The following is a 21338-nucleotide window of genomic DNA, read 5'->3' as shown; positions in this document are numbered from 1 at the left end:
ATGCCGAGAGTAACCGCGTACTTCTCGATCCACCTTGTCTCGCCGCATGTCATCGTTTTTTCCCAGACTCTTCGGCTCAACCGCAGCCAAGTCCAGCCGGGCGAAAGCCGCCCGTGCTCCGCGACGGCCGGAAGAGATTCTGCAAGCGTACGAACCCGCCGTTGAGGAATCGCGTGGCGGTGGTCTCGTCTGGCTTGCCAGAGATGATTCGTATTGGTCGGATCGCGTCGAGCACGTGCTGGCCCATCTGCGTGCCAATTGGGCTCAATCGGGTGATCGCACCAAGTGGCCCGATGTGTCTGCGCTCCTCTCGCTCCTCTCGGCGCCACCGGTCGAGATCATCCGTCAGCTGCCGGCCGCGGCCCGCGACGCGATGGCGCTGTGCGAACAGGAGAACGTCCCGCGTCGGCAGCTGGTCGAGCGACTCAGTCAAGATCCGTCGCTGGTGCAGGGGCTCCTGCGTCAAGCCAATAGCACCGCCAATAGCGCCGGTCTTTCGCCCATTCTGTCGGTAGACGCCGCGATCGACCGGATCGGACTCGCGGGTACCCGGGCGGTGGTCGTGGCCGCGTCGGTGGATGGACTGCTGAGCAAGCCCGGTGCTCCGTACGACGCCATGCTCGCCACCGCGTGGCAGCGGATGGTGAACACCGGGCCGATGGCTCGCGCGATCGCGCCGGCCTTCGCCGCTGATGGAGAGGAGGCATTCGCCATTGCGCTGCTGCACGATGTCGGCTTGCTGATCATCGTCGATCGCCGCGATCGCCGCGATCGCCGCGATCGCCGCGATCGCCCTGGCGACCGTCATCCGCTCGCCGAGACGCTCTTTGTGGCCGAGCACCTGGAGGCCGCAATAGGTCGCGGCGAGCCGCTCGATCTCTTTGGCCTATGGGAACTCGGTGAACTGACGGGCGATCCCATGCACGTGCGCGGAATCCTCGACCGGCAGCTCTCCAGGAACTGACTCCGCGTCCGGTACATGAAGTTTGCTTGACCTGACACGCGCGGTGATGTCGATTGCTCTGCGGGGATCCTTTCACGGAGCGGTGCACGCGTGGCGATCAATCTCACTGCAGTGTTGCGTCACGCGAGCACCCTTCAGCGCGCCACCACGCTGAGTGAGCTGGTGGCGCTGACGTGGAACGCGGTCCGGAGCGAGACGCGCTACCGGACCGCGTGGTTGGCGCTGGTCGAACCGTCGGATCCGGCGCACTTCCGTGTGGTGCAGGTGGAAGGCAGCATGCAGGAACTGGTGTGGGAGCGGTGCCCGAAGGTCGCGATCGCCGGTGACGCGATGCTGCACGAGCTCATCGAGGGCAAAGCGCCTGTGCTGGTGCTCGAAGCCGCCGATGATCCGCGCACCAACAAAGACGTCGTTACCGCGCTCGGCAATCGCACCATCCTGAACGTGCCCATGGTGCTGGGACCGGTGGTGGTCGGCGCACTCGGCGTGGGCACCTTCGGTGACGAGGGTGTGCTGGCACCCAACGATGACGAAGTTGAAGCGCTCGTGATTCTCGCGACGCAGCTTGCCGGCGCCATCACGCGAATGTCGCTCCTCGATGCGCAACGACAGGATGCCGAGCGTCGTCAGCGCCTGGAGCGACACCTCGAATCGCTGCAGCGCGTGGAATTGATGGGCGTGTTGGCCGCCGGCGTTGCGCACGATCTGAACAACTATCTCACGGTGGCGCAGGCCAATCTCGGCTTGCTGGAGTTGTCATCGACCGACACCGACCACGGGCTCGTCGACGCGGCCATGCACGCCACGCAACGCGCCAGCGATGTCGTGCAGCAGTTGCTCTCGCTGGGACGGGCACAGTCCGCGAATCGCGCGCGCGTCGATCTGCAGGCGCGCGTTGCCGGTACGGTGCGACTCGTGTATTCGTCGATGCCAGCGAACGTGACACTGACGCGGGAACTCGGGGACGCGCCACCGGTGATGGGCGACCCGGTCCAGATCGAGCAGGCGTTGGCCAACCTGCTGATCAACGCGCGCGAGGCGGTGGGAGACGCCGGTGTGATCACCATCGGCGTGCAGGAATGCGTACTGAACGAGGACTTCGTGAAGGCGCAGCCGTGGGCGCGGACCGGTCGGTTTGCCCGTGTCTCTGTGAGCGACAACGGCGCTGGCATTCCGGCCGATGTCCTGCCGAACATTTATGATCCGCTGTTTTCCACCAAGGCGATCGGTACAGGGCTTGGCCTCGCCGTGGTGTCGCGCGTCGTGCAACAGCATGCCGGACTGATTCACTGCGAGTCGACACTCGGACACGGCACCCGGTTCGAGCTGTACTTTCCGGTGGACGCTACGGCGTAGGAAGGCCGCTGCGCCGGTGCGAGCGCTAGTCGCCGACGGTATCGGCGAGATCCGCGTTGCGATTCTCGAGGGCCCGCGGTGTGGGCGGGTCGAGTAGCCGAAGTGCGCACGTGCGCAGGATGCGGCGTGCACTTCGCTCGCCGCGATCGAACGCCTGCAGAAAGCGCTGCTGCGCGGCGGGCTCCCACAGCGCGATCATCGGTTCGATTTCCTGCGACCCCGGATTCAGGTAGCTGATCGCCTCGACATCCTCGGCGCGGGCATCCACGAGCCGCTGCACATCGTACGCGTCGAGCCACGGATAGTCGCAGCCGATCACGAGCCACGCCGCATCGTCGTCTCGAGAGAAGGCGGCAGAGAAGGCGGCATGGAGTCCGCTGGCCGGGCCATGTCCGGGCACGGCGTCGACTATCGCACGATCACCGAGCAACCACGCGTCACCCTGCTGCGCGGTGCACGACCAGTACGGGTCGGCGCCGCAGGCTCGCAGCATGTCCGCGACGTGCCGCCACTGGGGCGTACCATGGTAGGCGATCGTCGCCTTGTCGCGCCCCATCCGCGAACTCGCGCCGCCGGTCAAGACCAGTCCGAACAGCGGCGCTAACGTGCGAGTCCGCGGCATGCTGCGCCCTACTTCAACTCGCGGATCTTGATGTTCCGCATGGAGAGCTCGCCGTTGTGATCGCCTTGAATGGCGAGAAAGCCCTTCTTCGCCATGCCCCAGTCGGCGTACGGTGCAAACTTGAGCGGCTTCTTGGTGGCGTCGTTCGGGTCGCCGCGCAGTTTCAGCAGCCACTCGGGCGACCACATTTCGTACTGCGCGATGAGCTGGCCGTTGAGCCAGTGCTCGACGTGTGCACCCTTGGCGACGATACGGGTGCTGTTCCACTCACCGGCGCGATGCACTACGCCGCGCTTGGACGGATAGAAGCCGTACACCGCGGCCACGGACGTCATGATGTTGCGGCTGTCGGGCGTGAGTGAGTCTTCCGCCAGCTGATACTCCGGTGCACTCCAGTACACCTTGGCTTCCTTCTCGGTGGCGCGATAGAAGATGCCTGAGTTACCGCGCAGCGGCAGCTTCCAGTCGAGTGTGAGCTCGAAGTCGCCATACTGCTCACGGGTGACGATGTCGTTGGTGGTCTTCACCTTGGTCATCGTGCCGTTCACCGCCATCCATTCGGGCGGTAAGTCCGTCTGCTGGTATCCGCGCCACGCGGCCAGGGATGTCCCGTCGAACAGCAGCTTCCACCCGGCCTTCTTCTCGGCGTCGGTGAGCGTGTTGGCGGCCGCTGTTGCCGGCGTGGTCGCCGGCATAGGCTTCGCGGACGCCGCGCAGCCCGTGACGATCACGAGGGCGGCCAGAGACAGGAGACGACGGGTCATGGCGGGCGGTGCGGTGGTGGGGCCGGGCGGGAGTGGGAAAGATGGCTGCGCAACGTGGCGTTCCACCAGTCACGCCCGGGTGCGCCGTGCCACCAACACCGTGGCCACTAAATTCCCCGTCACATTCAGCACCGTCGCGATCGTGTCGGGAATCGCATCGACCGCGATCAGGATGCCCACGCCTTCGACGGGAAGTCCGACAGCCAGCAGCAGCGGAGTAAGCATAATGAACCCGCCGCGTGGAATTCCTGGCGACGCGAACCCGAGAAACACCGACGCCAACGCGATCGTGAACAGTTCCGGCGCGTGCAGCGGCATGTTGTAGAACCACGCGATGAACATCGCGCCCGCGGTCCAGGTGGTCGGCGCGGCCAGCTTGAACATCGCGGCGCCGAGTGGCAGCATGAAACCGGTCACCCGCTTGGGCAACGCAAGCGCATCCTCGGCCGCTTCCACCAGTGCGGGAAGCGCGGCCAATGACGAACTCGAGCTGAAGGCGATCAACTGTGCCGGCAGTGCCGCCTTCGCGAATCGACCCATCGGAATGCCACCGAAGATGGCGACCACCGGATAGAGCAGGGCAATCACGAGCAGCGTCACGAGCGCGTACGCCGCGATGTAGAACCCGATGGCACCGGCCATCGACGCGCCCGCGTGCGCCGCCAGCGGCAGCACCATCGCGAACACGCCGATCGGCGCCAGCCAGATGACGCCACGCACGAGGGTCATCATGGCGTCGCCCAGTGCGCGAAAGAACGCGACGAGCGTCGCACGTGATTCCGGCGCGCTACGTGCCACCGCGATAGCGAACAGCAGCACGAACAAGATGAACGGCACCATCGCGCCGTCGGCGGCGGCGCTCACGGGATTGCTGGGCAACAACGAGGTGAGCCACGAGGCGACGGTGGGCGTCTGCCCGCTATTCGCCACCTCGCTCGCCGCCTGCGCGGCGCCGGCGGGGAGCGCGGGGCGCGCGCCGTCGGGCATGAGGGAGAAGAGCAGAGGCGCAGCCGGAATGACGATGGCGGCCGCGCCGATCAACAGCGCGAGAAACACGATCAATGCGCTGGCGCCCATGCGCCCGATGTCCCGCACGTACGACGCGGACGCGACGCCGGTGACGATGAGCGCCACCAGCAGCGGGATGACCGTCATGCGGATCGCCGTCACCCAGAGCACGCCGATCGGCGCCAGGGCGTCGGCCACCTGAATGGCCAGCGGGCTCCCCGACGCCGAGATGAGGGCGCCAAAGACCACGGCCAGTCCGAGGGCGACGAGAACGCGGGTGCCTTCTTTCATGCGGAGCGTGTTGAAGGGGATTAAGCGGGCCCCCGAAGCAAGCACGACAACCGGCGAGTCGCCAGTCGAGCTGGAGTGGAACTCGTGATGACACGGCGCGGAACTTCCGGTAGCGGCCAGCGGTACAGCCGTGCGGCGCTCCTCGACCAATCACGTCGAGATCAACGCAGGGCCACCTTGTAATGGAAGGAGTCGTATCGTGTCGAAGTCTTCGCTTCGTATTGGTGTTACTTCGGTTGTCCTCCTCTCGACACCGTGCCTCGTGGAGGCGCAGACGTGCCTCGGCCTCGCCGATCAACGCATCGTTTCGCAGAGCCTTGCCGGGGCGGCTGGGGCCTCCGGTGAGCTTCGACGCCTAGTGGGGCAGTACACCCTGAGCGGTGAACACGTATTCGGGGGCCTGTCGGGGTCGTACATCGCGACGGAGCAGCGCACTGCTCCGGGTGCCGTGGTCGGCGCGGAGCTCGGCTATACGACGGCGCTGCCGGGGGGCTTCAGCGTGTGCCCTCGCGCGCAACTGAACTGGCATTCCGCACGCGGCGGGATGGCTGACTTCTCCACGGCGTCTCTCGGACTGGCGCTTGGTCGCGCCATTCCGATCGTTGGCGCTTTCTCAATCGTGCCGTCGCTGCAGGGTGGCATCGCCAACCGCAGCGGTGGTCCCATCGGCACGTTCAATGTCACCGCAACGACGAAGTTGCCGCCGAACAATCGCACGTTCGGAGAAATGGGCGTTGGCCTCGGATTTCGGTTCGGCGACCTGCTGACCGTGCGGCCTTCATATGCGCGACCGTTCGGCCTTGGGGCGGGCGTGAACGGCGGCTACGACGAGACGTATTCGCTATCGATCTCCGTGGGTCGGAAGCGGCGCTAGGGCTCACGCCGCGCGCGCTCCTTTCCAGACGTCGATGGTTCGATGCGTACGACCCCCGTGCGGGTTGCGGCGCACGGGGGTGTTTCGACCGTTCGTCGTATTTCACGGCGACAGCGACGTCAGCCAGCTACCCTCAGGGGACCGAACGGAGCGTACTCAGGGCGGCGGTGGTCGTGGTGGTGTATGAAGTACTCGGGGCGGTCGCTGTTGTCGTGGTGGTCGTGGGGCTCGTGAGGCTCGTTCTCACATATGTCGTAGATGCGGTCTTCACGGGCGCGGTGGTAGCAGTGGTCGTGGTGCCCGTTCCCGTGTTCGAGTCGAATCCGCCGTCGTTCACCAAAACGCCGCCAGCGACGGTATCCAGCTGATCATCGCTCAGCATGTCATCCTGCGGGGTGCCTTGAATGGTGTCGGTCATCTGGTCTAACCCTCAGTCGTTCGAGTTGAGTGGTGCACGTCGGCCTTCGACGCGGGCAAAGCATACCCTCACCCAACCGCCATCATATACTCTGCATGTTGCATTTCAGTTGCCTGCCGGTTGCCTGCCGGCTGCCTGCAACCGTAGGGCACACGCGCAGCCTGTCGACACAACGCGCGTTCACGCGCGATGCTGACTCCGGTACTCGGCGGGCGTGACCTTGTAGTATTCCTGAAAGCACCGATAAAAGTGCGAAACGCTTCGGAAGCCCACCGAGAACGCCACGTCGGCCACCGAGCCGGATGTCTCGCGCAGCAGGCGAGCCCCTTCGTTGGCGCGCAGGCGTCGGAGCAGCTCGGACGGGGAGACGCCGGTCACTTGGCGTACCCGGCGGAAGAGGTGCGAGCGGTCTTGAAACACCGCATCGGCGAGCTCGGCGACGCCAAAGTCCGCCTCGCCGAGTCCGACCATGATGGCCGCGAGCACCTTGTCGCGATACTGCGCGTCCTCGGGTGTCAGGCCAATCGGATCCTCCCCGTCCGTCTCCGGCTCGCGAAGCGGCAGGTCGAGTGGCACACCGAGCTGATCAGAGACAGACGTCCCGCTCTCGCTGGTCAGACCCGCCGACGGCTCGTGATAGCGCACGCGTAACCGACGTCTAGCCGCGATCAGATTACGGACGCGCACGTCCAGCTCACGCATCTCGAACGGTTTCACGAGATAATCGTCGGCGCCAGTCTCGAGCCCGGCAAGCCGCTGTTCGTCTTCCGCCTGCGCAGTGAGCAGAATGATCGCGAGGTAATCGGTCTCCTCGCTCTCGCGAAGCTGCTGCACGAGTCCGCGACCATCGAGCCGAGGCATCATGACATCGGAAACGATCACATCCGGTAGCAGCGCGCGGGCCATGGAAAGCCCCTCCATGCCGTCCCCTGCCTCCAGCACGCGAAACCGGCTCTCGAAGTTGAGACGGATGAACGTGCGCATGTCTTCGCTGTCGTCCACGATGAGCAGCGTCGGGATATCCGACGCCGGATCGTCCCGTCGGATGACTGGGTCGGCCACCTCCTCCGTGGCCCCCGCCGACAATGCTTCGGCCGCTGGGGCACCGTGATCGGCGATGCCAAGTGGAAGCGCGACGCTGAACGTGGTGGCGTCGGCGGTGCTGACGGCATGCACCGTACCGCGTTGTAGCTCCACCAGCTCTTTCACCAGCGAGAGTCCGATGCCCGTGCCCGGTTGGATCGTCGTGTTGGACTCATCAACCTGATAGAATCGCTCAAAGACCAGGGCCAACTTGTCAGGCGGAACGACCGGCCCGGTGTTGGCGACGGCAAGCAGCAACCGGTCTGGTTCACGCTGCAAGCGGAGTGTGATGTGTCCGTTGGGCGGCGTGAACTTCACGGCATTGGACAGCAAATTGGTGACAATCTTTTCAAACGCGTCGCTGTCGAGGGTGACGTTGCAGGTGACCGGACCCTCGAGATGAATTTGCAGTGCCTTTTTCTCGGCAGACAATCGGAAGCTTTCGATGGTGCCGCGTAACAGCCCGCTCAGCTCAACCTGTCGCGGAGAGAGCCGCATGGCCCCTGCTTCGAGCTTCGCCACATCGAGGATTTGGTTGACCAGCTCCAACAGTCGACGGGCGTTGCGCTGCGCCAGGTCCAGCCAGACGCCGCGCTGGTCTTCGGTGGGCAGCTGCGTGCGCAGGCGATCGAGCGGTGCAATCATGAGCGTGAGTGGCGTCCGCAACTCGTGCGACACGTTGGCAAAGAAGCGGCTGCGGGCTCGATCAAGATCGCGCAGGGTACCGGCTTGCTCTTCAAGCTGTACGTTTTGCGATTCTAGCTGCCGCTCGCGGTCACGGAGTGTCAGCGTGCGTTCAGCCACCACCCGCTCGAGCGCCTCGGCCTTCCGACTCGCATCACGAATGCGTCGCTGCACGGCCACGGCAGAAATGGCAAACAGCGCCGCGGCTGCGATCAGTTTGAACCACGTCGTTTCGTAGATCCTTGGAACGACGGTAATCGTCAGTACCACGCCGGGCTCGTACCAATCGGTCCCGGTGGCTGTGGTTTGTACGCGAAACGTGTACCGGCCCGGCGGAAGCTTGGTGTAGAAGGCGCTGCGTCGGGTATCACTATCTACCCACGCGTCGTCGTAGCCTTCCAGGCGATGACGGAAACGCACGTTGCGAGGCTCCAGAAACGTCAGCGCGGTGAAATCGATACGGATATCGCGCTGTATTGGGGACAGTCGAACACCGCCGGCCAACGGCAACAACACCGAGTCACCAGCCACGACCTGTTCGATGACGAGCGGCGGCGGCACAGTGTCCGGCGCCACGTTGTGTGGGTCGACAACGACCACACCATCCTGCGTAGGGAACCACAAGCGCCCGTCAAGCCCCTTCGCGCCAGCCGGCTGCGAACCGCCGTTTCCTTCGCGATTGCGCATCCCATCGCGTTCCGTGTACCCAGTGGAGTGCACGCGTGCTGCGCGACCGTTTGCCAAGTCGAGTGCTTCGGATCGCGTAATCCAGAAGATGCCGCGATTGGTGTTCATCCAGAGGCGCCCGGCGTCGTCCTCAAGTATCTGATGGATGACATTGTCGAAGAGTCCTTCACGGGTGGAGATCACCGCGATGCGTCTTCGTTCCGGGTCGTTCTGTCGCGAGTCCCAACCGCGCGGATTGATCCGTGCCAATCCGCGACCTTCCGTACCAACCCAGAGCCAGCCGTCGCGGTCGACGTACAGCGAGCGGATCAAGTCACTGGGAAGGCCGTTAACCGTGGTGATGCTCGTAAACACGCCCTCGCGATAGCGAAGCAGACCGTCCCCGTTCGTGCCCATCCATATGGCACCGTCGGGAGTCGCAGCGAACGCACGCACCGATGGCGAAAGTTTGCCCGGTCCATTCACGTCGAGGCGACGGAGCCGCCCATTATCGCGGCGGAACAGTCCACTCCGCGCGCCGACCCATAACCGAGAGTCGGAATCCTCGTATAGCGCCGAAACTTCCAACACGGTGTCGCCGCTCGCTGCTTCCATTACGCATTGCGTGATCTTGGCGCGTGAACAGCGATACAAGGCGCTTGGATAACCACCAACGCTGATCCAGAGCGTGCTGTCGCGCGTCTCCAGGACAGAACGCGCGACGGGCGGCAGACCATTTGCTGCGCTGAGCGGCTCGATCTGACCGGATACCGGATCGATGCGTGCAAACCCCCGTTCCCACGAGCCAACCCAGACGGCGCCGGCTCGATCGACGTAGGTTGGGTACACGTTGCGATCCGCGAGCCCTTCCGGTTCGCTGATGGTGTGGACCAGCGTTGGCTTCAGCCGATGAAGTCCACCCGCAAAGGTGCCAAGCCAGACGCTTCCTTCACGGTCGGTCAGCCCGGTTGTTATCTCAAATGATGAAGAGTTTGCTTTACTTGTTGAACTGAGGCTGTAAATCGGCTCACGATTGCGGTAGACGGTCGAGCCTTCGCCGTGCCACAGTGTCGAACCAGTGCTCCACACCGTGGGGTGCTGCGTCACCGCCTTTCCTTTTGCCAACGGCTCCAGGTGTGTGCCGTCAGAGATCACCACCGAGCGAGGGTTGTTGGCCTCCGCGACGCTGAGGCCCGGGCCATACCTTCGGCGTCCGTAAAAAATGGCCCCGCGGCCAGCGGGATTGGCGACGATACGGCCGATCCAACCGAACGAGGTGTTGAGCGTGGACGGAATCACCTTCCAGCCGTCGCGATTTGAGTAGATCCCCTCAGCGGCGCCAATCCACAACGTGCCAGATGACTCTTCGAACAGCGACTGCAACGTGAGGCGCGACACGGTGCTATCCATCGGCTCATATCGTCGTTCGATTTGTCCAACGCTCGGCGTGTGGAATCGAACAATCCCGCCTTGTGCCATGCCGACCACCAGCACCCCATCGCGTGTTCGCAGTAGGGCATTCACGGCACCACGAATCTCATCGTGCAACACTGGCACCAGTGAATCGCCAACGACGCGTGCCAGCCCGATTGTCGTGCCAACCCATGTTGCGCCATCGCCTTCGGTCAGTAGCGGCAGAAAGTCGGCCGGAAGGCGCCCGGCGGCCCCGACCACCGTAAATTGCCCGCGGCGCCAACGCACCAAATGTCGCTGCTCTGTGACCAGCCACAACGTGCCGTTTACACCTTCCTGCATCCATACGATGCGGTCGCTCGGCAAGCCCGGACTGTTCGCGCTATTAAAGACCGTGAACTTCACACCGTCGAATCGCACCAGTCCGTCAAACGTAGCCGCCCAGATGTACCCGTCGCGCGATTGCACCAGCTGATTGATGGAGTTGACGGGAAGGCCGTCAACCACGCTCCATGATTCGTGCACGACTTCATAGCCGCTGAACGCGGCACGGGATTGCGCCCCGACGCTGAACAGCGGCGCACTGAGGCTCGTGCCGCACGCGAGTGCGCACATGAGGCGCTGTACCGCTCGCCTGGCATGGCAAGAAACCGCAAAGAGGTTAGACAATGATCGCAAGCCGGAGGAGCGAAACGGTTTAGACTGAACTGCTGCTGCCTACCAAACGATAGGCCGTACTTCGATGACGCAAGCGCACCTGCACCGAGCTATCGTCCGGCGATGATTGCGTCGCCTATGGCCAAGCGATATTCAGCCCGAGCCCGTAACACCTCATACCGTGCGCGCACCGCTTCTAATTGCGCCTGCACCGCATTCTCCTCGGTTTGCAGCAGGCGAAAGGAGTCGCCGAGTCCCAGCTCGAGGCGGCGCCGCTCCGCGACGAGTTGCTCCCATGCCAAGTCGGCGGCCGCGGAGGCACTTTGCCAGCGCCGCATGCCCAGGGCCATGGAGCGAGCGGCGCGACGCACCTCTCGCGTGACCAGCGCTTCTTGGGCACGCACGCGGATGTCCTCGATGTCCAGCTGCGTTTTGGCGAGCAGCGACAGTCCGCGATCGCCGCGGTTCAACAACGGCGCGGCCACCGACACCCCGAGGCGCCAGGAGCTGTTCGACGTGCCCACCACAACCGGTGTGCCACCGCCGCTGTATCCGTTGCCACGCTGCGATGTGTAGCCACCGGCGAGAGAGAGCGAGGGGAGTAGCGTATTGCGAGCCTGCGAGGCCCGCACGCGTGACGCGTCGCGGATGGATCTCGCTGCCCGAAGATCGGTTCGATTGACCATTGCCTCGGCAAGGTCATCAACGGATTCGAACCGCGTGCCAGACATCTCCGCGTTGTCCTCCGCGACCACAGGAAGGGTATCCGCCTGCGCGATGTCCGCGGCCTTGGCCCCGTAGGCGGCGAAGAGCAGGGCATCAGACCGCTCGTACCGTGCCTGCCGCGCCTGCGTGAAGAACGACTCGCGCAACGCCACGCCACTCCGCACCGTGAGCACGTCGACACGTGCCACCAGATCGCGCGACGCCAACTCGGTATTCCGTGCAAGAATCTCCCGTGCGATCTCGAGCGAGCGGCCGTACACCACTTCGATCGCCTGCGCCTCCGCCAACTGCCAGTACCGCACCTCGAGGTCGGTCGCGATCTCTTCCCGCACACGCGAATACTGCTGCCCAGCAGCGACGCGTTCGAGTTGCGCGGCGCGCCACGGCAGCGTGCGCTGATTGAACCCGTCCAACACAGGCTGCGAGAACGCAAGCGACAGGCGCGCGGGTGTCCGAGCCTCCGCGCCGCCACCACCCGCTCCCAGAGCGGCGGCCGTTCCTGTTCGGCCATAATCGGCCGACAACAGCGTGCCCCAGGGCAGCGAACCATCGATGCCCACCGTTGTCTCGCGACCGGATACCGTGGTGATCGTGCCAGTCCGCGATGCACCGGCGACATCGGACTGCAGCCGCACTTGCGGATCAAGCGCGCGCGACTCATACATCACGCTGCCATCGGCGCGACGCCTGGTCGCCGCCGCGAGCTGGGCCGCGAATCCTTCTTGGAGACCGACGCCGATCAGCTCGGATAGGGAGACCGGCCGGCCGGGGAGCCTGGCGATGAGCATATCGAGCGACTGCGACATGGTCGGTATGCGAACGGTATCGCGACTCGATTGCGCCGGCAGCGTGGTGTCGGCGCTGAGCAGCGTCGCCACCGTAAACGAAAACGCAGGCCACGCGCGCTTCATGCGTCTTGCCGCTTGGCCATCGACGCGAACAGCTTATCTGCCCGCATCAACTCGTCGTATGTTCCACTTTCCACGATGCGTCCGCCGTCGAGCACGATGATCCGATCGGCCTGGCGAATGGTGCTCAAGCGATGCGCCACCACCACTCGCGTGGCGAGCAACTGCTCGACACTTTCGCTCACCATACGCTGCGTTCGGTTGTCGAGCGCACTGGTGGCCTCGTCGAAAAAGAGAATCCGCGGACGTCCAACCAATGCCCGTGCGATCAGCAGACGCTGTCGTTGACCGCCGGAGAGTCCGCCGCCGCCCTCCGACACCAACGTGTGTAATCCCATCGGCATAGCACGGAGGTCCTCCTCCATGCCCGCCATGCGCACCGCCTCCCAGGCGTCGGGTAGTCCGCGCCCGGATGCCCCGACGATATTGCTGAGGATATCGCCCGGTGTGAGCGATGCATTCTGCAATACGACGCCGATCTGGCGACGCACGGCGGACACATCGACCGTCGAGAGCTCGTGTCCATCAAATCGAATCGATCCACTCTGCGCCCTTTCGAAGCCGAGCAACAATCGAAGTAACGTGGATTTTCCAGAGCCCGATGGACCGACGAGCGCCACGAAGGAACCCGCGGGAATTTCCAAGGACACGCCATGCAGAATCGACGGACTGTCTTTGCTGTAGGAGAAGGTGAGCCGTTGCACCTCGATGCGGCCGGCCAGTCTACCGGGATCAGGACGATAAAAGTCGACCTCGGGAATGGTTTCGAGGAGCGGCTTCCCGCGCTCCCAGGTGGGTAGCAGGTCGAGCATCGACACCGCCGTGCGTGACAACGACAGCCCGGCCGACGTGAACGTTCCCGCGGCGGCGGAGAACGCCAGGAACTGTCCCGTCGTCATGTGATTGACCGACTGCGATGCGAGCCACGCGTACAGCGCGTACATCGCGATACTCGTGCTGATCTCGAGCACATCATAAAACGCGCCGAGATTCAACGAAAACAAGCCGACAGCGTACGATACCTGCTGTTGCCGTCCGAACACCGCCGACCATCGTGCAAACGCGCGAGGCTCGGCGGCGGCCACACGCAATTTCGCGATGCCATGAAAAAGCTCCAGTAGAAGCCCCGACAGCTTACCCGCTGTGTCCAGCTGTTCACGGACATAGCGCATCGACCAGCGCGAGACGACCACCGATACGGCGAGATTGACGAGCAGAATGCCAACGCAGAGCATGGCCAGCGGCACGCTATAGTGCAGCAAGAGTGCCGCGGAGCTGCAGGCCACCACACTGCCCAGCAACGCCGACAATGATGCATTGCCCACCTGCTCGCCAATGGTGTACACGCTCATGGCGCGTTGTCCGAGATCGCCCGCCGAGTAATTACGAAAGAAGGTGGCAGGCAAGCGAATGAGGCGGTCGAACACCGCGAGCTGTAGCGCATGCGTGACGCGGGTATGTAGTCGCAACATGGCTACGGAACGCGTGAGCTCGAAGAACACACCCGAAATGCTGGCGATCAGCAAGGCGCCGAAGACCGTGGCCAGTCCGCCGCGATCGGCACCCGGAATGACATCATCGAACAGGTAGCCGCTAAGCACCGGCAGGACCAGGCCGAGCACGGCGCCCAGCGCCGCCACCAGGGCAAGGGTTCGCACGTCGAATCCGATCCCGGTGGTGACGAAGCGCCACAGATCGGGAATGCGTAACGCGGTAGCTGGGAGGCCTCGGTAGAATACCAAGCCGAATGCGGCCAGATGGCGCGCAAGCTCCTCGGAGACTTCGTTACGTGTGCCCGTTTCGGGATTCACGAGGTCGTAACCGCCCGACGCATTCGGCACCAACGCGACAGGAACCCGCTCGACGGTCTGCTGACTATCCAGGGCGGCAGTGGAGGGCAATTGGCGCAGCTCGAGGAACCCGAGCACCGGCCCGACTTCTCGCGTCCACCAGGCCCGCTCCAACAAGACCCGACGGTATCCAACCGACGACGTCTCCGCCACGCGACAGGCGCTCGCGACGGGGTCAACGACGTGCAGCCCCTGTGACGGTGCGCGAAAACGAAGACGCTGCGCGGAACCGACGATGTCCATCGCGGCCAGCAGGGGAACGCCCTTGCGTCGATCGCTGGGCGTGGCGTTGCCCGTCATGACGGCCGCCATCGCGGTCAGCGCGTCAGCGCTCGCTCCGGCATCAGCCGCCATGCGCGCCCGGAGCTGTGCGGTGCGCTCTACGTCATCGCGGCGCATATGACGTGCTGCGCATTCTACGGTAAACGTCGCGAACGACGTGAGCGCCTCGGTTTGACTACCGCGATCGAACAGCGTGTGGGTGGAAACGCTTGTTATCTCAACGACGCCACCTTCCTCATCAGCGAGCGCCCACAGACCGGGAGCAAGCGGGAACGGCGCCGCGAGAGAGGCCAACGTGGCTTGCGGTGCTCCCAGCACATCTACCGCCCCCCGCGTCACTGAGAGCCATCGCACATCGCGACGCACGCCAGCGCACATGCCGGGCTCGATGCGGTGCTCGCGGGTGTTCGTTTCCGCGGAATCAAGCAACGCATCGCTGCGCGCCTCCGAGGACACGTCGAGCAGCACATCCAATTGCGGCGACTGCCGTTCGATTTCCCCGATGCCGTCGCCCACCGCGCGCACGAACCGCTCGAGTTGCTCGATACAGTACGCCGGACGCATCAGACAGGCGCTCTGCCACGCTTCGCTGGACAATGGCGCCACCATCGTGTCGACGCCACCGACCGCAATCAGCGTTATCTGCCGTCGAGAGTCAAAACCGACGCCGGGCACGATCATACCGGCGCTTGCCCGGAAGAGGAACGAGCGGGCACCGTCGAGCGCACCGTTGCGCACGACCACCGCGAAGACATCGACCTCGCCTGCAACGATCAACCAGGTGGTGTTCGGGTCGTCGAGCCAGACGGGAGCGTTGTTGCCGGCGGTACGAGCCACGATGGCGTCCGGCGTGGCCACCCGATCCGTCTTGGGCGCGCTAGGAGACAGCAGCATGCGCTGACACCTCCAACAGTCGTGCGTAGTGACCATTGCGATCGTCGATCAGTTCGTCGTGTGTACCTCGCTGGACGACGGCGCCACGATCGAGTACCAGAATCTCGTCGCAATCGCGTACGGTGCTCAATCGATGTGCAACAATGAGACAGGTACAGCCGCGCCGTCGAATATTGCGATCGATCGCGGCCTCGGTCACCGTATCGAGCGCGCTGGTCGCTTCGTCCAGCACGAGCACGCGGGGGTTGATGCAGAGTGCCCGAGCGATCTCGAGTCGCTGTCGCTGTCCACCGCTCAGATTCGCGCCGCCCTCCTGCAGCTCGCTGTCGAAGGCACCCGGGCGCATGGTGATGACGTCGTCGATGCGCGCGTCACGTGCCGCTTGGAGCACGTGCCGATCGGGAATGGTCTCATCCCACAAGGTGAGCGCTTCTCGAATGGTGCCGGAGAAGAGACGCAGATCTTGATCGACCAGGGCGACCGATGCGCTGAACAGCTCGCGTTCGATTTCGCGAATCGGCTGTCCGTCGAAGTAGATCTCACCACCCCATGGTTGATAGAGACCGCACACGAGTTTACTGACCGTCGACTTGCCGCAGCCGGACGCACCAACGAGGGCAATGCGCGCCCCCGGTTTGAGCGTGAGACTGAAGTCGCGCAAGAGTGGCGGGGCCAATCGCGAATAGCCGAACGTGATGTTGTCAAGCTCGACGTGGCCGCTCAATTCGGGACGTGCCGCCGCACTATGCAGCTGCGTTTGGCGGAGATCGACGACACGCAGATCAACGCGTGTGCCCGGCGGCGCGATCTCCGAGCGCGTTTGCGTATCAAGAGGATAGCGGAGGACATCGTCGACACGGCTGAGTTCGCCAACCACATTCTGCAGCTGTGCGCCCAACGACAGGAGGCTCTGCACTGGACCGAAAAATCCGGCTTGCAACGACTGAAAGGCGACCAGCATGCCGAGGGTCAGCGTGCCATTCATGACATGCAAGCCACCGAGTGCGAGCACGGCGGCGCTGCCGATGCCGCCGAGTATGCTGGGTACACTCGATAGCACGAGCGACTGTCGAGCGAGTGCTTGCGACGTGTTCGTCAGGGTGGCCTGATGGCCAGCCAGCGTTGCGAAAAATTGTGCTTCTCCGCTGGTGGCCTTGAGCGTTTCGATATTGCCCAAACCACCCATCAGGGCGCCGACAAACTTTCCTTCTTGTTGCAGGAGACGGCGATTGCCGTCCACCCGGGTGGCGGATACCAGCCGCATGAGCCATAAGTTGGCAGCCACGATCGCGACCGAAATCAACGCCAATTGCCAGTCGTACAGCCACATCAAGACGGCGTAGAAGACGGCGAGCAACAGATCGATCGCGGTAGAGGCGACCTGCCCGGTGAGCATTTGCGTCACCGACGTGTTGAGCGCGACGCGGGAGCTGATGTCACCGGCGGAACGTTGCGCGAAGAACTCCACAGGCAGCCGCAATACGTGCCAGAGAAAGCGACTCGTTTCAACGATCGAGAGGCGCGCGCCGAGGCGGAGCAACACGTACGATCGAAGCCAGACCAGCGCTCCGCGGAGTGCGGCGGTGAGAGCCATGCCAAGGAGCAGAGGGGCCACCCACCCCTGCAACGACTGGACGAGCACGTGATCAACAAACAGGCGCGCGAACGCCGGTACGAGGAGTCCGGGTAGTACGAGCGCGAGACCGGCGAGCATCGCAAAGGCGAGGGGACCCTGCGCGCCTCGTACGCGATCACGCACCGCGGTGCGTAACGACGGTTCGGCGCCGACGCGCTCGAACTGTGGCCCGGGTGTGAAGCACAAGACGACGCCGGTGTACGCCTCGTCGACCTCCTGCATGGAAACGCGGCGCGGGCCAGTGGCGGGGTCGTTCAGATAGGCCACATCGTCGACGATGCCTTCCAGCACCACGAAGTGGTTGAAGTTCCAGAAGAGCACGCACGGCATCTCGGTCGTGCGCAATCCGTCGAGCTCCCGTTTGAAGCCCTTGGCTTCCAAACCATACGTACGAGCGGCGCGCAGAATGTTTTTCGCGGTGACACCATCGCGCGAGACGCCGCAGGCCACTCGGAGCTCTTCGAGGGGTGCATAGCAGCCGTAGAAGCCAAGGATCGATCCCAGGCACGCGGCACCGCATTCCACCGCCTCCATCTGTAGAACGGTGCGCGTGCGCGACGGACGCTGGGTGACACGCCGCCACACGCGTCGTGACGTCGCAATGTTCGTGCGAATGCGCGCAAGCATGGTTACAGCTCCCTCACGCGCTCAAGCCTAGCGTCGAGCGCAGGAATGGCAGCAGCAGCGTGATCGGCCGCCGTCGCGCGACGACCACCGACACGCCAATGCTGGTGCCACTGCCGACCTGTGCCGGCGGTCCATCGCGGGTTGACCACCGAAATCCGCTGGCGGTTGAGGTATCTCGTTGCAATGTGACTTCAACCAGAAACGAGGCGCCTCGTGCCGCGAGCTGCTGGACCAGGAGGTCGTTGCCCAGTGTGCGTGTCATACCGGCCAGCGTCATCGGCTGGGCAGAGACGGTTTGAACGCGACCGACGATGAAGCCAAACTCTTCGCGCTTCACCGTGGCCGGTGCGACTCGCGCCTCCATGCCGGGCGCGATGCGCTTGCCGTCGTTGGATACGAACACCAGCGCCTGCAGGGGCACATCGGCAAGCTCGATCGATACCAACGCCTGACCGACCGTCACCAGCTGCCCGATACTGGTGCGAAGTTCGCGTATATATCCGCGATACGGGCTCGTCACGCGGCCCGCCTGCGTCAGCTCGAGCTGCTGCGCGGAAAGGTCGCGCTCCGCCTCCTCGAGCCGCCGCCGCACATCGGTCACGCTCTCGACGCCGCTATTGGCGAGTTGCAAGCGGCGCAGCGTGTTGTTCTGCATGTCAAGCTGCAGGGCCGCGAGTTCGCCCCGTCCCGCCTCAAGGGCGGCGACGCTGGCCTGGACCGCGGTCTCGGTAAGGAGACCCAAGGCGCGTGCCTCGCGCTCGGCTTGGACACGCTGTTCAAGGAACGCGGCGCGCTCGGTCAGCGACTCCAGTCGCCTGGTCATATCAGACCGTTCCCCATCCAGCCGACGTGTCTCGAGCGCGGCGTTTGACTTGATGAACGTGTCTCGCGTACCCAGCTCCTGGCGAAGGGCCTGAACCCGCGCTCCAGCTTGGGCGACGGCCTGCTCCAAGCGCGGTTGGCGGATGCGGGCGATCAGCGCGCCGGCATTGACCAGGTCGCCCGCCCGCACAGGGAGGCTTTCGACCACGCCGCTGCCGAGGACTTCAACTTCGCGGAGCCCCTCAGTGCTCAGCAGGATCCCCGTTCCGTCCACCGTGATCGGGATACGTCCCAGTAACGACCACGTCAGCAGCGCCCCGACCAGGAGCAGCAATCCGACCAGCACTGACCAGAGACGCGGACTGGTCACGACCAACATCCGATCGAGCTGCTCAGGGCTGGCAAGTCGGTCGAGCGCGGACTGCCGGAATGGGGACGCGGGGGCCATGGACGGGGATGGGTGATGGTGCTCGGGAGCGGGTGAGGCCTACGGCGATAACGTGCGACGTGATCGGTGCGCCCACGTAGCCCCGACGTTGCGGCCGATGTTGCACGAGGGTGCCGGGCGCCCGATGCAACGTGGGCGCACTCCCATGCATCATCGGGGCACGCCCGTCGCTCCTCAGCGAACTGCCTCAACGCGCGGACCCCGAACAGCTGCTCTGTCCGGGGTCTGCGTAACGTCTGCAAAAAAGCCGGGGGGGCGGTAAGGCATTCCGAAGTTTGGAACATTGCCCGCAACCTCAGCGCACGGGTCTGCAACATGCCTGGAATCCGGGCACTGTCAGGACGGCCAATATTTGACCGGGCACGGAGGTGCTGCTTGTGCGCTGGAATGCACACACGCCGGAAGGCTCTGTCCACCGAAACCCTCACGGTCACGAGTCTCGTTGCAGATCACCGCGCTTCGCGTGGCACCCCGCATGATGCCGGCGCCTATCATGCGCTCGGCGACTCGTACTTCGAGCAAGACCGGCTAGACGAGGCCACGACCGCCTGGCTCACGTCGACTACGCCGCGCCGCAGCTGGTGGGGGCGCAGCTCTCAGGCCTGCACGGCCCGCCGGGTGCGCAGTGGCGCATTGCCGATGCCGGATTCGGTACGGGCCTGTGCGCACCGTATCTCCGGCCATGTGCCAGCGTTCTGACCGGTGTGGATTTGTCGCCGCGCATGCTGGGGGAGGCCGCCGTCAATGGTCGTATGACCACCTCGTCGAACAGGACTTAGTGAAATTTCTTGGCGCACACGTCGCGGCGTTCGACGTCATCATTGCGGCCGATACGATCTGCTATGTCGGTGAGCTCGACGCGTTTGCGCACGCCGCTCGCCGGAGCCTGGCTGACGACGGCTTGCTGATTTTTACGGTGGAGGTGCTCACCGACGGAGCAGCCGACGCACCGTGGCGGTTGCAGCCCCATGGCCGCTATTGTCACGCGCGAGAATATGTGGAAACCACCTTGGCGGATCACGGCTTCTCGGTGCGAGACGTGCGGCGCGTGGTGTTGCGGCGGGAGGCGGGGAGGCAGGTTGACGGCTGGCTGGTCACCGCGGCGGCGAGTTAGCCCGACGGGCGTCTCAGAGCCTCATGCGCCGTCCGTTTTGGGGATGACGGAAAATTGCCCCTCGATCGAGCCGCAACGTCTGACATTCGGAAACAAAGCGCGCTCCCGGCGCTACAATTCCCGTATGCAACTCCGCTCCGATCTCACCTGCCCAGCCTGCGGGGCCGTCGAGCAACTCATCATGCCAACCGACGCCTGCCTCTTCTTCCACGAGTGCAGCGCCTGCCACGCACGCCTTCGGCCGAACGCGGGCGACTGCTGCGTGTTCTGTTCCTTCGGCTCGGTACCCTGTCCGCCGATCCAGGCCGGCAGCACCGATTGCTGCGCGCCAGTAACGACTGACGGAACACCCGACTCCGCCTCCTGACCGTGGCCTCGCCAGCGCCCTTCCGCTACGCCGAACGGCTGCCGCACGCGACTCTCGCCCCATGGATTGCCTGCTACTGGGAGTTCACCGCGCGCGACGGGGCGCCGTCGGTGCACTTCGTCCCGCCGGATGGGTGCACGTCGTTGCTGGTGCCGACCGGTGGTCCGCACGCCGGGACGTTGCTGTACACCGGGCCGTGGCTCGAGCCGCTTACCGTGCCGGTGTGGCCCGGCGCGCGCTTCGTGGGCGTGCGGTTGCGCCCGGGGGGCGCCGCGGGCGTGTTGCAGCTACCGGCGAGCACGCTGCTGAACGCGACCGCTCCTGCTGTACAGATCGGCGGTGCGCGGGGCAGGGCGCTGCAACAGGCGCTCTCCTCATGCGTCATGGGCAGCAGCAACATGGACGACACGGCGCGCGCCCTTGATGCGTTCTGGATGCACGAGTCGCACGCCTTCGCCGCGCCCGATCCGCTGGTGAACGCGGCGGTCAATCTGTTGGTCGAGTCGAACGGTGAGTGCACGATCGCCGACGCCGCGCGCCTCGTGGGGTGCTCCGAACGCACGTTGCTGCGACGATTTCGTGCCGCGACCGCCCTCACGCCGAAGCAGTTCGCGCGCATCCGTCGACTGCTGGCCGCTGCCTGGCACGCCGTGGACGGCGAGGAGCGGTGGGGGCGCATTGCGGCCGCGGCGGGATACGCCGACCAGCCGCATCTCAATCACGACGTCAAAGCACTCACGGGGCTCCGGCCGGAAGAGCTCAGCGAACGTATCGGATTCACCGAGCACGATCAGGTCAATCGTACGCTATCTGGGTAAGGTGGCGGATTTCATCAAGACGTCGCGGGTGGAGCCGTGCAGGTTG

Annotated in this window: 16 protein-coding genes; 7 read left to right on the top strand and 9 right to left on the bottom strand. The window is 64.5% G+C overall.

The annotated features are described in order from the left end of the window. Positions 1 to 46: 46 nt before the first annotated feature. Complete coding sequence (locus tag HKW67_RS07530) at positions 47 to 964, top strand: HDOD domain-containing protein (protein ID WP_171224795.1); 918 nt, start codon at positions 47 to 49, stop codon at positions 962 to 964. Between the two features lie 90 nt (positions 965 to 1054). Beyond that, positions 1055 to 2320: an ATP-binding protein gene (locus tag HKW67_RS07525; RefSeq protein ID WP_171224794.1), complete on the top strand. Its 1266-nt coding sequence runs from the start codon at positions 1055 to 1057 to the stop codon at positions 2318 to 2320. A gap of 25 nt (positions 2321 to 2345) precedes the next feature. On the opposite strand, the gene mobA is transcribed toward HKW67_RS07525, so the two are convergent. The 3 genes from mobA to HKW67_RS07510 all read right to left on the bottom strand — a co-directional run bounded on the left by mobA (position 2346) and on the right by HKW67_RS07510 (position 5005). Further along, positions 2346 to 2942 (bottom strand): molybdenum cofactor guanylyltransferase, encoded by a 597-nt coding sequence (gene mobA, locus HKW67_RS07520; protein ID WP_171224793.1) that lies wholly within the window; start codon positions 2940 to 2942, stop codon positions 2346 to 2348. Between the two features lie 8 nt (positions 2943 to 2950). Beyond that, on the bottom strand, positions 2951 to 3706 hold the full coding sequence (locus HKW67_RS07515) for a 3-keto-disaccharide hydrolase (RefSeq protein WP_171224792.1): 756 nt from the start codon (positions 3704 to 3706) through the stop codon (positions 2951 to 2953). Positions 3707 to 3775: 69 nt separating this feature from the next. Then, a complete protein-coding gene (locus HKW67_RS07510) occupies positions 3776 to 5005 on the bottom strand; it encodes a dicarboxylate/amino acid:cation symporter (RefSeq protein ID WP_171224791.1) in 1230 nt (409 codons plus the stop codon). A 199-nt stretch (positions 5006 to 5204) separates the two neighbouring features. Between HKW67_RS07510 and HKW67_RS07505 the strand changes: the two genes are divergently transcribed. Beyond that, positions 5205 to 5879, top strand: coding sequence for an autotransporter domain-containing protein (locus HKW67_RS07505; RefSeq protein ID WP_171224790.1), 675 nt, complete (start codon positions 5205 to 5207; stop codon positions 5877 to 5879). Between the two features lie 133 nt (positions 5880 to 6012). Here HKW67_RS07505 and HKW67_RS07500 read toward each other — a convergent pair whose 3' ends face one another. The 6 genes from HKW67_RS07500 to HKW67_RS07475 all read right to left on the bottom strand — a co-directional run bounded on the left by HKW67_RS07500 (position 6013) and on the right by HKW67_RS07475 (position 18993). After that, on the bottom strand, positions 6013 to 6297 hold the full coding sequence (locus HKW67_RS07500; protein WP_171224789.1) for a hypothetical protein: 285 nt from the start codon (positions 6295 to 6297) through the stop codon (positions 6013 to 6015). 180 nt (positions 6298 to 6477) lie between these two features. Further along, positions 6478 to 10758 carry a hybrid sensor histidine kinase/response regulator transcription factor gene (locus HKW67_RS07495; protein WP_171224788.1) on the bottom strand — a complete coding sequence of 1427 codons (4281 nt, stop codon included), beginning with the start codon at positions 10756 to 10758 and terminating at the stop codon, positions 6478 to 6480. A 152-nt stretch (positions 10759 to 10910) separates the two neighbouring features. After that, positions 10911 to 12437: a TolC family protein gene (locus HKW67_RS07490; protein WP_171224787.1), complete on the bottom strand. Its 1527-nt coding sequence runs from the start codon at positions 12435 to 12437 to the stop codon at positions 10911 to 10913. Then, entirely contained in the window at positions 12434 to 15460 is a 3027-nt protein-coding gene (locus tag HKW67_RS07485) for an NHLP bacteriocin export ABC transporter permease/ATPase subunit (RefSeq protein WP_171224786.1), read from the bottom strand. Before HKW67_RS07485 ends, HKW67_RS07490 begins: the two co-directional genes overlap by 4 nt. Then, positions 15444 to 17723, bottom strand: coding sequence for an NHLP family bacteriocin export ABC transporter peptidase/permease/ATPase subunit (locus HKW67_RS07480; RefSeq protein WP_171224785.1), 2280 nt, complete (start codon positions 17721 to 17723; stop codon positions 15444 to 15446). The genes HKW67_RS07485 and HKW67_RS07480 overlap by 17 nt, the downstream gene beginning before the upstream one ends. Positions 17724 to 17736: 13 nt before the next feature. Further along, complete coding sequence (locus HKW67_RS07475) at positions 17737 to 18993, bottom strand: NHLP bacteriocin system secretion protein (RefSeq protein ID WP_171224784.1); 1257 nt, start codon at positions 18991 to 18993, stop codon at positions 17737 to 17739. A 387-nt stretch (positions 18994 to 19380) separates the two neighbouring features. Here HKW67_RS07475 and HKW67_RS07470 point away from each other — a divergent pair, with 387 nt between their 5' ends. The 4 genes from HKW67_RS07470 to HKW67_RS07460 all read left to right on the top strand — a co-directional run bounded on the left by HKW67_RS07470 (position 19381) and on the right by HKW67_RS07460 (position 21292). Then, positions 19381 to 19692 carry a hypothetical protein gene (locus HKW67_RS07470; RefSeq protein ID WP_171224783.1) on the top strand — a complete coding sequence of 104 codons (312 nt, stop codon included), beginning with the start codon at positions 19381 to 19383 and terminating at the stop codon, positions 19690 to 19692. A 79-nt stretch (positions 19693 to 19771) separates the two neighbouring features. Then, entirely contained in the window at positions 19772 to 20107 is a 336-nt protein-coding gene (locus HKW67_RS07465) for a class I SAM-dependent methyltransferase (RefSeq protein WP_206044641.1), read from the top strand. A gap of 124 nt (positions 20108 to 20231) precedes the next feature. Beyond that, positions 20232 to 20474, top strand: coding sequence for a GDCCVxC domain-containing (seleno)protein (locus tag HKW67_RS22600; protein WP_330998929.1), 243 nt, complete (start codon positions 20232 to 20234; stop codon positions 20472 to 20474). Positions 20475 to 20476: 2 nt separating this feature from the next. Then, positions 20477 to 21292: a helix-turn-helix domain-containing protein gene (locus HKW67_RS07460; protein ID WP_171224781.1), complete on the top strand. Its 816-nt coding sequence runs from the start codon at positions 20477 to 20479 to the stop codon at positions 21290 to 21292. Positions 21293 to 21338: the final 46 nt, after the last annotated feature.

The sequence above is a fragment of the Gemmatimonas groenlandica genome, assembly GCF_013004105.1.
GTDB lineage: Bacteria > Gemmatimonadota > Gemmatimonadetes > Gemmatimonadales > Gemmatimonadaceae > Gemmatimonas > Gemmatimonas groenlandica.
The sequence above is the reverse complement of the archived record's forward strand: the minus strand, read 5'-3'. Positions and strand labels throughout refer to the sequence as shown.

Excerpts from the sequence above, each read along its gene's own strand:
- HKW67_RS07530 (WP_171224795.1), top strand. The coding sequence starts at position 47 with ATGTCATCGTTTTTTCCCAGACTCTTCGGCTCAACCGCAGCCAAGTCC.
- mobA (WP_171224793.1), bottom strand. The coding sequence starts at position 2,942 with ATGCCGCGGACTCGCACGTTAGCGCCGCTGTTCGGACTGGTCTTGACC.
- HKW67_RS07515 (WP_171224792.1), bottom strand. The coding sequence starts at position 3,706 with ATGACCCGTCGTCTCCTGTCTCTGGCCGCCCTCGTGATCGTCACGGGC.
- HKW67_RS07510 (WP_171224791.1), bottom strand. The coding sequence starts at position 5,005 with ATGAAAGAAGGCACCCGCGTTCTCGTCGCCCTCGGACTGGCCGTGGTC.
- HKW67_RS07500 (WP_171224789.1), bottom strand. The coding sequence starts at position 6,297 with ATGACCGACACCATTCAAGGCACCCCGCAGGATGACATGCTGAGCGAT.
- HKW67_RS07495 (WP_171224788.1), bottom strand. The coding sequence starts at position 10,758 with ATGTGCGCACTCGCGTGCGGCACGAGCCTCAGTGCGCCGCTGTTCAGC.
- HKW67_RS07490 (WP_171224787.1), bottom strand. The coding sequence starts at position 12,437 with ATGAAGCGCGCGTGGCCTGCGTTTTCGTTTACGGTGGCGACGCTGCTC.
- HKW67_RS07485 (WP_171224786.1), bottom strand. The coding sequence starts at position 15,460 with ATGCTGCTGTCTCCTAGCGCGCCCAAGACGGATCGGGTGGCCACGCCG.
- HKW67_RS07480 (WP_171224785.1), bottom strand. The coding sequence starts at position 17,723 with ATGCTTGCGCGCATTCGCACGAACATTGCGACGTCACGACGCGTGTGG.
- HKW67_RS07475 (WP_171224784.1), bottom strand. The coding sequence starts at position 18,993 with ATGGCCCCCGCGTCCCCATTCCGGCAGTCCGCGCTCGACCGACTTGCC.
- HKW67_RS07470 (WP_171224783.1), top strand. The coding sequence starts at position 19,381 with ATGCACACACGCCGGAAGGCTCTGTCCACCGAAACCCTCACGGTCACG.
- HKW67_RS22600 (WP_330998929.1), top strand. The coding sequence starts at position 20,232 with ATGCAACTCCGCTCCGATCTCACCTGCCCAGCCTGCGGGGCCGTCGAG.